The organism is Paraburkholderia megapolitana (assembly GCF_007556815.1).
Taxonomy (GTDB): domain Bacteria; phylum Pseudomonadota; class Gammaproteobacteria; order Burkholderiales; family Burkholderiaceae; genus Paraburkholderia; species Paraburkholderia megapolitana.
Map to the genome: position 1 here is coordinate 4145001 of NZ_CP041745.1, position 14445 is coordinate 4159445.

Genomic DNA, 14445 nt, shown 5'->3' on the forward strand with positions numbered 1-14445 from the left:
CGCTTCCCATGTAGGCGCTGATCGCATACGGTGTACCGCCAACGATCCCTACCCGCACCGGATCGCTATCGATCTCTGCACCCGGTGACAGCACCACCGATGCCTTGCCAGCAAACGTCACCCGCACGTCCGTATCGGCGCGAACCGCAGCACCGCCGGCGGCCCGAGCAATCCGCATCCCCTCGATGACGAGTGGCGCGTGCCCGTATTCATTACTCACGTGAACCCGCGCCGCCGCCCCCGACAAGGTCGGATAGACAATCTGCCGAACGGTCCGACCGGCTACCTCGGGGGCGCGGTACAGCGGCGGCAGGTCAGCTTGCTGTGGAATAGGCTGCAGTGCAGTCGCCCAGGCGGTCACCCAGTGCGCGGGGGCATCGGCGGCAAATGCGGAGGACGGCGCGGAGGACAGCGTGGCAAACGGTAATAGCAACGCACCGCAGATTGCGGCCAGACGACGGAGGGTCATACGAATAGTCGGGCAGGTAACGATGAAGCCGGTCATTGTGCCCGAACCTTGCGCTCGAACCGCAACAAAGCAGCTCAACCCAGCTTCCCGGCGGTTGCCGCACAAGCGCCCGCAAGTCCCACGCTAACGCGAGCGATCGCGTGCCCTATCCCGCCGACGTCGGCCTGATTTCCGCCGAAGGGAGACGGCCAACCTCACCACCAGCGGCATCGAGCGCGCCGGCGCAGGCAACCCTGATCCTCTCCTTCAGCCACTCGAGCGCCGGATCTCCGTCGCTATCGCGCCGCCACAGTAACTGAACCGGATACTCGCCGAGATCCATCGGTACGGGGCAAACGGTAAGCGCCGCCATGCGAGCCAGCGCCGCGGCGGCATGACTCGGGAGCGTCACCACCGCCCGGACACCCGCGAGAAAAGCGGGCACCGCCGAAAAGTGCGTCAGCGCCGTATGGACCACACGCTGCTTTCCCAGCGCGTTCAGCGCGGTGTCCACGATGCCGGAGCGTCCCGAGTACGAAACGAGCAGATGCGGCAACCGCAGGTAGTCGTCGACGGTGAGCGGCAGCGGGCAATCTAGCGCCTTCGCGTCCACCAGGCAGGCATACCCCGCGTCGCCGATGTGTTCCTGGGTAATCCACGCCCGGCGCACCGTCCCCGAAACCACAGCCAGATCGATCTCGCGGTCGTTCAGCATCTGCTCGACCGTGTGACGGTTGGTTTGCCTGAAGATCAACGACACATGTTCGCCCTCTTCGCGAACGAGCCGCGACAGACCCGGACCGATGGCGAGCTCGAAGTCGTCCGACATGCCGATCGAGAAGCTGCGCACCGTAGTGGCCGGATTGAAAGTCTGATGCTGCGTGAGCACCTGCCACAGATGCGCGACGCCGGACTCCAGTTGTTCGGCCATCGCCGACGCGCGCGGCGTCGGCTCCATCCCGCCGCGGGTGCGAACGAACAGTGCATCCCCGCATGTTTCCCTCAGACGCGCCAACGCCGCGCTCGTAGCGGCCTGACTGAGCGCCAGCCTGGACGCCGCTTTCGTGACGCTGCGTTCCTGCCACACCGCCAGAAACACAACCGAGAGGTTCAGATCCAGCTTCCGAATATCCACAATATTAATTTTCATCTTCCAAATAATTTGTTTGATGAATATTTCTCAGCATAGCAAACTGCGCCGCATCAATGGTCAGGAGGAATACATGGGCAAATATCAGGTAGCGGTCGTTCAGGCGGGCTCGCGGGTATTCGACACGGCGGCCACGCTCGATCGAATGGAAGCGCGGTGCCGCGAAGCCGCGCAAACCGGCGCGCAACTCATCGTCTTTCCCGAGGCCTATGTGGGCGGGTATCCGAAGGGACTCGATTTCGGCGCACGCGTCGGCATGCGCAGTGCCGAAGGGAGGAACGACTTCCTGCGCTACTGGCAATCGGCAATCGAGGTGCCCGGTCCCGAAGTGGCTCGGATCGGCACGTTTGCGAAACAGGCGCAGGCGTACCTGGTCGCCGGGGTGATCGAGCGCGACGGGGCGACCTTGTATTGCACGATGCTGTACTGGGGCCCCGACGGCGCGCTGATGGACCGGCATCGCAAGCTGATGCCGACGGCGAGCGAGCGTCTGGTCTGGGGCATGGGCGACGGCTCGACACTGCCTGTGCTCGATACCCCGCTCGGCAGGCTGGGCGGAGCGATTTGTTGGGAAAACTATATGCCGGCGTTGCGCATGACGATGTACGCGAAAGGCATCGGCATCTGGTGCGCGCCGACCGTGGACGACCGCGACATGTGGCAAAGCTCGATGCGTCACATCGCCTATGAAGGACGCTGCTTTGTGCTGAGCGCTTGCCAGTATCTGACCCGCGACGGCTGCCCGCCCGACTACGCCGGTATTGCCGGGGACGCGCCCGACACGGTGTTGATCCGCGGCGGCAGCGTTATTGTTAGTCCGTTGGGCGAAGTGCTGGCCGGCCCTGTCTATGGCAAGGAAGCCATTCTCTCGGCCGAGATCGATACCGACGACATCGTGCGCGGCAAATTCGATCTCGACGTGACCGGACACTACGCGCGGCCCGACGTATTCGAGTTGAAGGTCGACACGCGTGCGCGCTCCGCGGTCAGCATTGGTGGGTCACAGCATGCGATGAACTCGACACCCGCAGCAGCCCCCGCCGCCGGTATTAGTAGCGTGAGGGACGAGGCAGCGGGCGCCGATACATCCGCAGGAGCCTGACACCGCCCCACGTTCACCGGACCGCAGAATTTCTCGCACAGCGGCTCGTCACGTCACGTCGCCGCTGATCCCGGTGAACCGTCGAAAGACACCCAACGGCTCGCCGATTCCGCTCGACGAGGAAGACCTGCCTGATACCGCGACACGCTCGTTCAAGATCCGCGGTGCGATCTGGCGTCTCTCAACGTCGACATCGGACGAATGTGACTGTGGCGGAGATTGATGCTGGAAACATGGCGGCTATACAAGTCGTCACGAACGTATGGGGAACCCCGACGCAATAGCGAACGCGGCGTCATTCGCCACGCATCGCTGGTCTGTTACACGTGTGGAACCACGCGCGCGACGAGCGAGAGCAGGAAAATCAGAACGGTGACGGACACCAGCAGGCACACGGTGATCTGAATCAACCGCCAGAGCGTTTTCATGCGCTGAGTCCAAAAAAAGAGGCCGCGTGAGCGGCCAGGAAGATCTGCTACAGGGGATTAACTGCAGGATATGGTGGCTTTCTTAAACGCAGCTTAAGTCTGGTTGAAAGTCGCCGCTCCGAAGCAGTTCCAGGTTCCACCCGGATCGCAAGACATGGCGAATTCCCATTGGACCGCGTACCCAGGTCAACGAATCGAACCTGTCACAATCGTCGCGAGCTCGTCACGAACGCAGTGATCCATTTCATCAAAGCGACAAGTGGACCAGTCCATTCGAATAAAAATGGCACTTCCGAACGCCTCGGTCGTAGACGAACATCGGAGTTCGACATGACCGCAGTGTAGTTCCGTCACCGAATCCCCTCTGTACGCACACCAGGTCACGCGACGATGACCGGTGGAATCTGGAGTTTCACATGTACATACCCGCGCACTTCGCTGTACCCGATGCAGAAGCGCTTCATCGCATGATCCGGGAGCATCCGTTGGGCATTCTCATTGCCAATACACCGGGTGGCCTGGACGCCAATCACATTCCATTTGAACTCACGCCAGATGAAGGCGAACACGGCACGCTTCGCGCCCACGTCGCGCGGTCGAACCCGGTCTGGCAGGAGGTGAAGGACGGCGACGAGGTCATGGTCGTGTTCCGTGGCGAAGAAGCGTACGTGTCGCCGACATGGTTCCCTAGCAAGCACGAGTTTCACAAACAGGTTCCGACCTGGAATTACAAGGTCGTCCACCTGCATGGAAAAATCCGCATCCGCGATGACGAGCGGTTCGTGAGAGGCATGGTCGCGCGTCTGACGCGCACGCACGAAGCTTCCCTGCCGAAGCCCTGGAAAATGAGCGATGCGCCTGCTGACTACATCGACACGATGCTCAAGGCAATCGTCGGTATCGAAATCGAAGTCACGCGTATTACAGGCAAGTTCAAGCTCAGCCAGAACCGGGAACTGCGCGACCGTCTGAGCCTCGGAGAAGCGCTGAAGGCACAAGGCGACATAGCCATGGGGCAGGCTACGCTGGATGCAATCGGCGAGACAAAGGCATAACATCCGTCATCGACGTTTTTGCTGATCGTCAGGATGCAAATGCCAGAGGAGACCTGAGCGTGAATGGTGTGGTCATTATCGGTGCGGGACATAGCGGCGGGAAAGCGGCTCACGCGTTAAGAAAGCAAGGATGGAGCGGGCCGATCACCTTGATCGGCAATGAATCGCAGCCGCCCTACGACCGGCCGCCGCTGTCGAAGGCGGTGCTTCTTGGCAAGAAGACTGCCGATGCGTGCGAGTTCTGGCCCGCGCAATGGTATGTCGAGCAATCCGTCGAACTCGTGCTGGACCGGAACGTGACGGCGATAACGCGCTCGCAAAAGACCGTCACGCTCGACGACGGTCGAACGATCCCCTACGACCAGCTTCTGATTGCGACAGGCGCACGTGCGATCGCTCTGCCCGTGCCCGGCGCGAACCTGCCCGGCGTCAGCCAGCTCCGCACCACCCGCGACGCCAGCCTGGTCGCTTCTTATCTGACCGCGGAAAACCGCATCGTAGTGATCGGAGCCGGATTCATCGGCCTGGAGGTTGCTGCGGCGGCGAGGGAACTCGGTTGCCACGTCACGGTACTTGAAGCCGCCCCGCATGCATTGACGAGAAGTCTTCCGGAAATCGTATCGGATGAACTGATCGGCATACATCGGGAACGTGGCGTCGATCTGCGCTTCGGTGTGTCCGTAGTTGCCATTGAGGGAACCGAGCGGGTAACGGCCGTACGTTTGTCGACGGGAGAATCGATACCTTGCGACCATGTCGTGTACGGCATCGGTGTGCGTCCCGATACGCACCTCGCTGAAGCAGCCGGTCTCGATGTCGACAACGGCGTGGTGGTCGGTCCAGATCTTCGCACCAGCGACCCGGCGATCTTCGCCTGCGGCGACGTGTGCGCTTTTACGAGTACACGGTACGGTCGGCCGTTGCGACTGGAAAGCTGGAAGAACGCCGAAGACCAGTCTGATCTCGTTGCGCGAAGCATGCTGGGCCAGCAAGTCGCATACGACCCGTTACCGTGGTTCTGGTCCAATCAATACGACGCCGTGTTGCAGATCGCCGGATTGCCGGCGTTGGGAAGCGTGACTGCTCAACGGAAGATCGGCGCCGGTCGAATCTTCTTTTCACTCGCCAACGACGGCACGTTGATCGGTGTCAGCGCGTTCGGACCTGTGCGAGACGTGGCGCTCACGATGCGCGTCGTCAAGGAATGGGTCCTGTCTGCCACGCCACTCTCCCCTGCACTACTGGCTGACGCGGATATCAAGCTCGACCACGTGGCCACCTTCGCAGCACCGTCACTGGCGTGATTTGATTGTGCGCTGAAGCCAGCCGGCGCGGACGCGCCGTCAGCGTGAGGTCGCTCCGACACGACCGTATCCATAATGGACCGGACTCGTGATGACGGTTTATGCAAGCGGTACGGTCATGTCCAGGAAAACAAATTCCGTCGATGCCCCCGTGCTCGGCGCCATCGACAAAAGCGCCGGCCGGATCGGCGAGCAGCTCGCGCGCATGCTGCGCGATGCGATCACGCGCGGCGAGCTGAAACCCGGGGAGCGTCTGCCGTCTACGCGCACGCTCGCCAGTTCGCTGGATGTGGCGCGCGGTACCGTCACCGACGTGTTCGGACAACTGGTGGCGGAGGGATATCTCGAGGCACGCATGGGCGCTGGCACGCTCGTATCGCAAACCTGGGCGGAGCCGGAATGGCGCGACAGGCCGACCGGTTTCGAAACAACGACACCCGACGATCCGATCCCGTTGCCGCCCAACATCGAACGCTATGCGGCGGTGGTCAAGGCGATGTCGCCGCTTCCGCCCGTGCCTTTTTCGATCGCGGTGCCGCGCGGCGACGTAGCGCTCGACGACACCTGGCGACGCTTGAGCAATCGCGTGCGCGCGACGCAAGCAGCCGCACCGACCACTTACGGAGACCCCGCCGGACTGCGCTCGCTGCGCGAAGCCGTCGCCGACTACGCGCGAAAGTCGAGAGCGGTGACGTGTACCGCCGACAACGTGATCATCATGAGCGGCACGCAGCAGGGGCTATATGTCTCGGCACGCGTTCTGCTGTCTCATGGCGATGTCGCATGGGCGGAAAACCCGGCATATCCTGGACTGACGGCAGTTCTGGACGATGCACAGACCAGACTGTTTCGTGTGCCGGTAGACAGTAACGGTATGGATCTCACGCATGCGATCGCCAGGTTTCCGGCCGCCCGGGCGATTTTCGTGACGCCTTCGCATCAATATCCGCTTGGCATGCCGCTGAGTATGGCGCGGCGTGCAGCGCTGCTGAGATGGGCGCGGGAAAGCGGTGCGTGGGTCATCGAGGACGATTACGACAGCGAACTGCGCTACGCCGGCCATCCGTTCCCGTCGATGCAAGGACTCGATCCCGCGCGGGTCATCTATCTTGGGACCTTCAGCAAGGTGTTGGCTCCGTCGCTCAGACTCGGTTATGCGATCGTGCCGCCCGCTCTTGTCGATGCATTCATTGGTGCGCGCGCACTGATGGACCGGCATTCGCCGCTGGCCGATCAGCACGTAATCGCAGCGTTCATGAGAGATGGCTACTTCGAGACGCATGTTCGCCGCATCCGTGGAGTCTATGCGGAACGACGTGCAACGCTACTCGCTGAGCTTCAGCGTCAGATTCCCGCTATCGAGGTTCAACCGAGCGATCAGGGGATGCATGTGCTCGCCTGGTTACCTGCCTATATCGACGACAAGCAAGTAGAAGCAGCCGCCGCGGCTTCAGGTATTGCGGTTCGGGCGATTTCTTCCATGTACGACGGACCTGCGCCGCGACCGGGACTCATGCTGGGTTTCGGCGGACATTCGGTCGAGCAATTGAGCGAGGCTGCTGGCCGCCTGCGGGATGTCATCGAGCAGGTCGCTCAGTTGCGTTAGAAAACGCTGGGGTTGATTGGGCTTCGGTCTTGGCTTCGGTCGTGATCACCGGGACGAACCGACAATACGCCGACTGACCTACGAGTCATCGTCATCATCAAGAGGATGATCGAGCAGCTTGCCCAGGATTTCGAGCAGCGTCGTCTGCTCCTCATCGTCCAGAGGAGCAAATGAAGCCTCCAGCACCGCCCGCATGACCTCCTTCCCCTCCGCCAGCATCGCTTTCCCGCTAGCGGTCAGATGATGGGCATTAGCACGCCCAAGGCCGGCCTCCCGTTCGATGAAACCCAGCCGCAACAACCGGGTGGTCAGCGTGCCGAAAGCCTGATCGGAGTTGAAGGTCAATTCCGCTAGCCGATGGGCATTGCTGCCGGGATTGCGATCGATTTCGCGCAACGCATTCCACTGGACCAGGCTCACGCCAAGACGCTGCAATCGGTCGTCCAGTACACGGTGATGGCGCGACTGAACCTTCTTGATAGCCAGCCCAAGTTCTTCGAGTTGTGTTGACATATAAATATGTTTATATAACTATGCTGACACACATGAACGAGGGTATCACCATGACGATCGGCAATCAAACTGTGCCTCTCTTTGCGGAAACACTGCCTCTGGCAATCTCCGATCAGGGTAGCGGGCGAATTTTCCTCCTTCTGCATGGCGGCGCCGGCCCAGATTCGATGTCCGGGCTGGCCCGTGCCCTCTCCGGAAACGGACGGGCGATCGTTCCGACGCACCCCGGGTTTTCGGGTCAGCCGCAGCCCGAGTGGTTCCATCATGTCGACGATCTCGCGCTTGCCTACCTGGCCCTGCTCGATCAGGTGGACGCCCGCGATGTGATTCTGGTGGGCAATTCGTTCGGCGGCTGGATCGCAGCGGAAATGGCGCTGCGCAATTCGCCTCGCGTGGCCGGGCTCGTTCTTCTCTGTGCAGCAGGGATCGATGCGGCACCGGACGGTCGGCCGATCCTGAACCCACTCACATTGCCGCCAGCCGACAGAGCGGCATTTGCATTCCACGACCCCAGGCAATTTGCCGTGGTGCCCGCCACCCCGGAGGGCCTGGCGATGATGGCCTCGAATCAGAAAGCGATGCTGTCCTACTCGGGCGAAGCATTCATGCATGACCCGACACTGCGGGCGCGGCTCGCGGGAATTGCCGTTCCTTCGATGGTGATCTGGGGCGAGAGCGACCGGATTATCGATGTCGAGTATGGACGCCGCTACGCAGACAGCATCCCCGGTGCTCGTTTTGAAGTCGTCGCGGAAGCGGGGCACTTTCCACATATCGAGAAGCTGGATCGGGTGGTGAGTCTGATTGGCGATCTTGTGGATGCCGGCAAGGCGTACGGCAACCGGATGTAACGACTCGATAGCATCAAGGTGGTAATTCGAAGCCCCAGCGCTTCGACAGATCCGGGCGTCATGTTCACGCTGCGAGCCCTGCCAGGCAGCAGCAATCTCATTGATTCTCACCAGCCCCCAAACCAACTGGTCCCCTTCCGTTCCCTGGTCGTCTTTAGCTAAACAAACGATGCACGGCAACTGCGCCTTGAGAGCGCGGCCGTCCATCGGGTTGCGCCTGCGACTTACGAAGCAGGCGCGGCGACAGCTGCTCCAGCTGAAACCAGCTTACGAATGAAAGATGTTCCGAACAGTCGGTTTTTATCAGGGGAATCACGTCAATGCAGAAAAACTTGCTCTGGCTCGCGCTCTTGTGCGCGAGCGCGGTGACACTTTCCGGATGTAACGGCGACGTCTCAAGCTCGGGTAGTACGAGTTCGGCAAGCTCCGGGCAATCGTCGGGACAGTCATCCGGACAACCGTCGCCGGCGGCGGTACTCGCAGATCAGCCTTATACGGACCCCAACCAGTACAGCACCGCCGCAAGCGACGCGCTTCCCGCGAACGCGGCGTTCGATCAGGCAGCGATCACGCATCACACGATGACCATCAATGGTCAGTCGGTCAGTTACACCGCCACTGCCGGTCACCTTACGGCCGCGGCGCCGAGCACCGATGCATCGAAACCCGCCGACAAAGAGGTGTCCTTTTTCTACGTTGCCTACACGCGCGACAACCAACCGCTCGGCAAGCGCCCGGTGACGTTCTTCTGGAACGGTGGTCCTGGCTCATCCACGATCTGGCTGCATCTGGGTTCGTGGGGTCCCAAGACACTGGACATCGATGAAGCCAGTCTGACGCCCGCCATGCTGCAAACCCAGCCCGCGAATTTTCCGCTGGTCGATAACGACGTGACGATGCTCGGCGACAGCGATCTCGTGTTCGTCGATGCGCCAGGCACTGGTTACTCGGAAGCGATTGCGCCTCGCAAGAATCAGGACTTCTGGAGCGTCGACCAGGACACGGCGGCGTTCCGCGATTTCATCACGCGCTATATCACCGTGAACGGCAGACAGACGTCGCCGAAGTATCTGTACGGCGAGTCTTATGGCGGCATTCGCACACCCATCGTGGCGAATCTGCTTGAACAGCAAGGCAGCCTCGGGCAAGGCGGTCCGGCGCTGACCGGCGTGATCCTGAATTCGCCGATCCTCAGCTATAAAACCAACTGCTACATGGCTTGGAATTCGGCCGGCGGATATGGCGATTACACGGGCAGCAGCAGCGATCCAAACTGGACCAAAACTGTTTCCAACGTCTCTTGCGAAGGATTTATCCCGAGCTACGCAGCGGTTACGTACTCGATGAAGAATCCGGGTGCGAGTGCGCAGTCGGTAGGCGACTACGTCAGTCAGGCGCGTCTTGCCGCATCTCAGCAATGGGCGCCCAATCTGTCCAACTACGTTAACGAGACGTCCGGTCTCTATCCGCCCTACGCAGCGTCCACTTTTACCCCGGCCGACCAGGCGCTTTTCCAGACGATGGCGACGCTGACAGGATTGACTGCTTCTGAGTGGCAAACCGCGTTCAACATGAATGTGCCGGATTTTGCTTCCGCTGCGCTGCAGTTGCCGGCGAATCAGTGGCTCAAGTGGGGATTCTGGTCGCGGATGGACCGCTATAACGGCCTGGTGACCATTCCCGCCGGAACCGACTATGTTGGATCGGACGGTAAGCCGTTGGGCCCGAACAGCCAGGACGCCGAGGACTACAACGACCCTGCGTTCGCCAACGAGATCAAGACGTATCTGCCAGATTTCCTCAAGTACAGCAGCGCGTCGACCTATGCGATCGAGCCCGGCGCGGTCATCAACGACTGGAAATGGACGCACGGTACCGACACGTCGAATCACCCGACTTCGCTACCCGATCTGAGCGAAGCGATGACACTCGATCCTGCTCTCAAGGTCATCGTGTTCCATGGGTATCACGATCTCGCGTGTCCGTATCATCAAGGCGAACTCGATCTTGCGGGTGCGGGTCTGTCGTCGGCGGTTCCGATCAAGGCGTTTCCGGGTGGACACATGATCTATCTGACGAAGGCGTCGCGCGCACCGATGAAGCAGGCTATCGACGATTTCTTCAATCAGTCGCCGGCTAATGCAAGCTGAATTCATCGCTAACGACATTTCCGAACTTACTCTTTCGTGACCACTATGCGATCTATCCACCTTCTGACCGCGGTATGTGCCGCAGGCGCAGTGCTGTCGACCTCGCTTGCCGGTGCCGCAGGAACGACCCGCGCGACCGGCTTCGCGAGCATGAACGACGCGGGCGGCTACTACATCAAGGTCGGCGAGCAGATGTCCGCCCCGCCCGCCGATTCCCCAGGCACGACCGTGCCTCAACCGACCGGCAAGACATTGCAGAGTCAGGTCGTGGCCGATCTCCAGCAACGCTTCAACGCCGCCGCCGATCCCACCACGCATTTGCTCTCTCTCGCGCAGGCGAAGAGTGCAGGTTGGGGATACGTCGTCACGCATTTCAAGGAAATCGATCAGGACAACAAGGGCTCTGTGAGCTTCGACGATTTCCTGCGCTACCTGAAAGCGCGGAACGGTCCGGCGTTTCGTAGCTAGCTAAGGCTCTGCGACGGAGGCTCACTCGCCGGAAAAGTGAGCTTCACGAGCAACCCCTGGCCGCCGGGCGCATCTTCGAGCGAAATCGTTCCTCGGTGCGCCCGGACGATCTCTCTTGCGATCGCGAGTCCCAGCCCGCTGCCCTCTTCGTCAGATGCACGAAAAAACGGTTCAAATGCGCGCTCGCGCAACGCTGCGGGAATGCCGGGACCGCCGTCAAGCACCTGGATGCTGACCGATCCGCCGGTCTGACTCGCATCGATCGCGACCTGCGTGCCCTTGGGCGAATAGCGAATCGCGTTGTCCACGATGTTCGACAGCACTTCCGAAAGCAACGTCTCGCTCCCCGTCACGAAGAGCGGACTCGCGATAGACACGACCAGTTCGATATCGCGACGCCGTGCGGCAAGCGCAAGTTTCTCGATCGCGCGCGCGATGACTTCCCGCACATCGACAACTTCGCCTTCGAACGCCGTATAGTCGGCCGCTTCGGCCTGCGCAAGCATCAGCAACTGGTTGATCAGCGAAACCATCGCCCGGTTGCTGTGGTGCATGGCCAGCAGCGTTTCTCTCACGTCCTCGAGGTTGTGCTGACGCCGCGCGTATTGCAGCTGGATTCCCAGCAGCGTGAGCGGCGTGCGGATCTGATGTGCGGCGTCGGCGATGAAGCGCCGCTGGGTCAACGCCTGCCGCTCGATGATGTCGAGACACGCGTTGAATGCGGCAATCAGCGGATGCAGTTCCGCATGGACATCGGTGGTATCGATGCGAACCCGTCTTTGCGACGGTTGCGCGGCGAGACCTCTCGCTAGTCTTTCGAGCGGTCGCAGCTCCAGTGTCAGCCCCGCATAGACCAGCACCATCGCGGCCGCAATGCTGCCGAGGATATACGCGAGTTGCGGCTTCCATAGCGAGGCGACCATCGCATCGCGCGCGATCTGTGTGCGCCCAACCGACACCACGACGTCGACGATCCTGCCGGCGTCGTACATAGGGCGCTTCAACGTAACGGCGCGTATCGGCATCTGCGAGACGTGCGCGTCGTACCAATGGGGTGAATCTGTGAGACGTGTCTCCGGAAAATCCGATGTCCCCGCTATCACAGGCCCGTCCGCGATCTCGACGCGATAAAAAACCTGATCGCCCTGCGGCGTACCCACGATCTGGATCGTGCTCGGCGACACGGACGCGACGAGATCGTCGCCGCTCCAGCGTACATCGGCAGCCATCACGCGGGCAGCGGCAAGCAGCGCTGCATCCTGCAGCAGATCCGCCGTGCGGCGCGCATTCTCATGCGTGAGCCAGCCCGCGACGACGCTGAATGCCGTCATCGGCACAAGGAGCCAGAGCAGGAGCCGCGCACGCAGGCTACGCTTGCGGTTCTTCATTTTCCAGCAGATAACCGAGCCCACGTAGCGTAATGATGGCCGCTGTGCTCTTCTCGATTTTCTTTCTGAGGCGCGACACGTAGATTTCGATGGCGTCGCCGCTTGGCGGCGAGTCCTTATCGGTCAGGGTTTCGGCGAGCACCGGCTTCGAGACCGTGCGTCCCGCTTGCAGGATCAGCGCTTCGAGCACCGCATGCTCACGTGGCGTAAGCGACAGCGCGTCGTCGTCGATAAAAAACTGGCGGCGGTCCATGTCATAGAGCAGCGTGCCGCAGCGGATGCGGTTCGAACGCGCGGGTGCGTGACGGCGTGCGAGCACCTTGATGCGCGCCACCAGTTCGCGGTCGTCGAATGGTTTGACGACGTAATCGTCGGCGCCCTCACTCAGACAGATCACCTTCTCGCCGACGTCGCCCGTTGCGGTCAGGACCAGCACGGGGGTGTCGTTGGCATTCTTGCGCATGCGACGCAGCAACGCCTTGCCCGACATGCCGGGCAGGTTCAGATCAAGTAGCACGACGTCGTAGTGCGCGTCGCGCAGCGATGCCTCCGCGATTTCACCGTCGAGTGCATGCTCGACGAGGAAACCTTCGTCGGTCAGCGTCTTCGACAGCCAATGCGCGAGTTGCCGGTTGTCTTCGATCAGCAGAAGTCTCATTGCCCTGGAAAGCTATGCCAGCTTGTATCCGTTGCGTGCCTGTTGCGAACGGTAGAGTATCAGCGTCGCCACGGCGCCGCACAATCCTGCCAAGCCCATCCACGCACCGGGTGCGGCCTTGTCCCCGGTAAAGTGGATCAGCGACGTCGAAACGGCCGGGGTGAAACCGCCAACCAGCGTCGCGAGGCTGTAAGCCATCGAAAAGCCCGTCGTGCGCACATGGGCCGGCATCAGTTCCGTCAGCGACACGACCATGGCGCCGTTGTACCACGCATAGAGCAGCGAAAACCAGAGCTCCACCAGCAAGAGCCGCTCGAACGACGGCGCGCTGACCAGCCACTGCATCGCTGGATACGACGTCAGCATCGTGAGGACGGTGAAGAGCAGCAGGATGGGACGTCGTCCAACGCGATCGGAAACCGCTCCCGAAACCGGCAGCCAGAAGAAGTTCGATACGCCCACGCAGACGGTAACGATCAGCGAATCGACGGCAGACAGATGCAGTACGGTCTTGCCGAATGTCGGCGTGTAAGTGGTGATCAGATAGAACGACACCGTGGTCATCACGACCAGCCCCATGCCCGCGACGATCAGGCCGGCGTTGTCGATCATCGACTTCATGATTTCGCCGAACCCCGGATGACGCTTGCGCGCCGCGAACTCATCGGTCTCGCGCAACGTGCGGCGAATGAGCAGGAGAAACGGCACGATCAGGCAGCCGATCAGGAACGGCACACGCCAACCCCACGCGCTCAACTCGCTTGCGGGCAACAGCTGATTGAGCAGCACACCGAGCGACGCCGCGAAAATGACCGCAACCTGCTGGCTACCCGATTGCCACGAACAGAAGAAACCGCGCTTGCCGGGTGTCGCGATCTCCGAGAGATAGACCGACACGCCGCCGAGTTCGACACCGGCCGAGAACCCCTGCAGCAAACGACCGATCAGCACGATCACGGGCGCGATAACGCCGATCGTCGCATAGCCGGGCACGAACGCAACGCATGCGGTGCCGGCCGCCATCAACGACAGCGACAGGATTAGCCCCTTGCGTCGGCCGTGGCGGTCGATATACGCCCCAAGCACCAGCGCGCCAATCGGCCGCATGAGGAATCCCGCGCCGAACACGGAGAGCGCAAGCAGCAACGAGATGAACTCGTTGTCAGCGGGAAAGAACGTGTGAGCGATCGCGGTGGCGTAGTAGGCGTAGACCGTGAAATCGAACATCTCGAGGAAGTTGCCGCTGACCACGCGGAAAACTGCTCGAAAACGCGATTCTGAAGGATGGGTAGTGGATGGTTCCATAGTGCTCTTTTGTGCGTAA

13 protein-coding genes (1 of these 13 cut by a window edge) are annotated in these 14445 nt (G+C 61.2%); 7 read left to right on the plus strand and 6 right to left on the minus strand.

What is annotated here, in order from left to right:
• Positions 1-469 carry the 5' portion of an SGNH/GDSL hydrolase family protein gene (locus tag FNZ07_RS31945; RefSeq protein WP_091017552.1) on the minus strand. 809 nt of this gene lie to the left of the window's left edge, so only the first 469 of its 1278 coding nucleotides appear in the window; its start codon is at positions 467-469; its stop codon lies beyond the left edge, outside the window.
• A gap of 145 nt (positions 470-614) precedes the next feature.
• Positions 615-1598 carry a LysR substrate-binding domain-containing protein gene (locus FNZ07_RS31950; RefSeq protein WP_091017550.1) on the minus strand — a complete coding sequence of 328 codons (984 nt, stop codon included), beginning with the start codon at positions 1596-1598 and terminating at the stop codon, positions 615-617.
• Between the two features lie 73 nt (positions 1599-1671).
• Between FNZ07_RS31950 and FNZ07_RS31955 the strand changes: the two genes are divergently transcribed.
• The 4 genes from FNZ07_RS31955 (at position 1672) to pdxR (ending at position 7093) form a co-directional block, all read left to right on the plus strand.
• Positions 1672-2700, plus strand: coding sequence for a carbon-nitrogen hydrolase family protein (locus FNZ07_RS31955; protein WP_091017548.1), 1029 nt, complete (start codon positions 1672-1674; stop codon positions 2698-2700).
• 844 nt (positions 2701-3544) lie between these two features.
• A complete protein-coding gene (locus FNZ07_RS31960; protein WP_091017545.1) occupies positions 3545-4183 on the plus strand; it encodes an FMN-binding negative transcriptional regulator in 639 nt (212 codons plus the stop codon).
• A gap of 59 nt (positions 4184-4242) precedes the next feature.
• Positions 4243-5487, plus strand: a complete 1245-nt coding sequence (locus FNZ07_RS31965) for an NAD(P)/FAD-dependent oxidoreductase (RefSeq protein WP_091017543.1) — start codon at positions 4243-4245, stop codon at positions 5485-5487.
• A 118-nt stretch (positions 5488-5605) separates the two neighbouring features.
• Entirely contained in the window at positions 5606-7093 is a 1488-nt protein-coding gene (gene pdxR, locus FNZ07_RS31970) for a MocR-like pyridoxine biosynthesis transcription factor PdxR (protein ID WP_091017639.1), read from the plus strand.
• A gap of 78 nt (positions 7094-7171) precedes the next feature.
• On the opposite strand, the gene FNZ07_RS31975 is transcribed toward pdxR, so the two are convergent.
• Positions 7172-7606, minus strand: a complete 435-nt coding sequence (locus tag FNZ07_RS31975; protein WP_091017541.1) for a MarR family winged helix-turn-helix transcriptional regulator — start codon at positions 7604-7606, stop codon at positions 7172-7174.
• 50 nt (positions 7607-7656) lie between these two features.
• Here FNZ07_RS31975 and FNZ07_RS31980 point away from each other — a divergent pair, with 50 nt between their 5' ends.
• From FNZ07_RS31980 to FNZ07_RS31990, 3 genes are all read left to right on the plus strand, one after another.
• The gene (locus tag FNZ07_RS31980) at positions 7657-8457 is read left to right on the plus strand and encodes an alpha/beta fold hydrolase (protein ID WP_170275865.1); all 801 of its coding nucleotides are present in this window, start codon (positions 7657-7659) and stop codon (positions 8455-8457) included.
• Between the two features lie 320 nt (positions 8458-8777).
• Positions 8778-10607, plus strand: a complete 1830-nt coding sequence (locus FNZ07_RS31985) for a S10 family serine carboxypeptidase-like protein (protein ID WP_091017537.1) — start codon at positions 8778-8780, stop codon at positions 10605-10607.
• A gap of 45 nt (positions 10608-10652) precedes the next feature.
• A complete protein-coding gene (locus FNZ07_RS31990) occupies positions 10653-11075 on the plus strand; it encodes an EF-hand domain-containing protein (RefSeq protein ID WP_091017535.1) in 423 nt (140 codons plus the stop codon).
• On the opposite strand, the gene FNZ07_RS31995 is transcribed toward FNZ07_RS31990, so the two are convergent.
• From FNZ07_RS31995 to tcuC, 3 genes are read right to left on the minus strand one after another with little or no spacing between them, the layout of a single operon-like run.
• A complete protein-coding gene (locus tag FNZ07_RS31995; protein WP_091017533.1) occupies positions 11072-12463 on the minus strand; it encodes a sensor histidine kinase in 1392 nt (463 codons plus the stop codon). The genes FNZ07_RS31990 and FNZ07_RS31995 overlap by 4 nt on opposite strands.
• Positions 12444-13121: a response regulator gene (locus FNZ07_RS32000; RefSeq protein ID WP_091017530.1), complete on the minus strand. Its 678-nt coding sequence runs from the start codon at positions 13119-13121 to the stop codon at positions 12444-12446. Before FNZ07_RS32000 ends, FNZ07_RS31995 begins: the two co-directional genes overlap by 20 nt.
• Positions 13122-13133: 12 nt before the next feature.
• Entirely contained in the window at positions 13134-14426 is a 1293-nt protein-coding gene (tcuC, locus tag FNZ07_RS32005) for an MFS transporter (protein WP_091017528.1), read from the minus strand.
• Positions 14427-14445 lie beyond the last annotated feature (19 nt).

Coding starts and splice junctions, on each gene's coding strand:
- FNZ07_RS31950 (WP_091017550.1), bottom strand. CDS start 1,598: ATGAAAATTAATATTGTGGATATTCGGAAGCTGGATCTGAACCTCTCG.
- FNZ07_RS31955 (WP_091017548.1), top strand. CDS start 1,672: ATGGGCAAATATCAGGTAGCGGTCGTTCAGGCGGGCTCGCGGGTATTC.
- FNZ07_RS31960 (WP_091017545.1), top strand. CDS start 3,545: ATGTACATACCCGCGCACTTCGCTGTACCCGATGCAGAAGCGCTTCAT.
- pdxR (WP_091017639.1), top strand. CDS start 5,606: ATGTCCAGGAAAACAAATTCCGTCGATGCCCCCGTGCTCGGCGCCATC.
- FNZ07_RS31975 (WP_091017541.1), bottom strand. CDS start 7,606: ATGTCAACACAACTCGAAGAACTTGGGCTGGCTATCAAGAAGGTTCAG.
- FNZ07_RS31980 (WP_170275865.1), top strand. CDS start 7,657: ATGACGATCGGCAATCAAACTGTGCCTCTCTTTGCGGAAACACTGCCT.
- FNZ07_RS31985 (WP_091017537.1), top strand. CDS start 8,778: ATGCAGAAAAACTTGCTCTGGCTCGCGCTCTTGTGCGCGAGCGCGGTG.
- FNZ07_RS31990 (WP_091017535.1), top strand. CDS start 10,653: ATGCGATCTATCCACCTTCTGACCGCGGTATGTGCCGCAGGCGCAGTG.
- FNZ07_RS31995 (WP_091017533.1), bottom strand. CDS start 12,463: ATGAAGAACCGCAAGCGTAGCCTGCGTGCGCGGCTCCTGCTCTGGCTC.
- FNZ07_RS32000 (WP_091017530.1), bottom strand. CDS start 13,121: ATGAGACTTCTGCTGATCGAAGACAACCGGCAACTCGCGCATTGGCTG.
- tcuC (WP_091017528.1), bottom strand. CDS start 14,426: ATGGAACCATCCACTACCCATCCTTCAGAATCGCGTTTTCGAGCAGTT.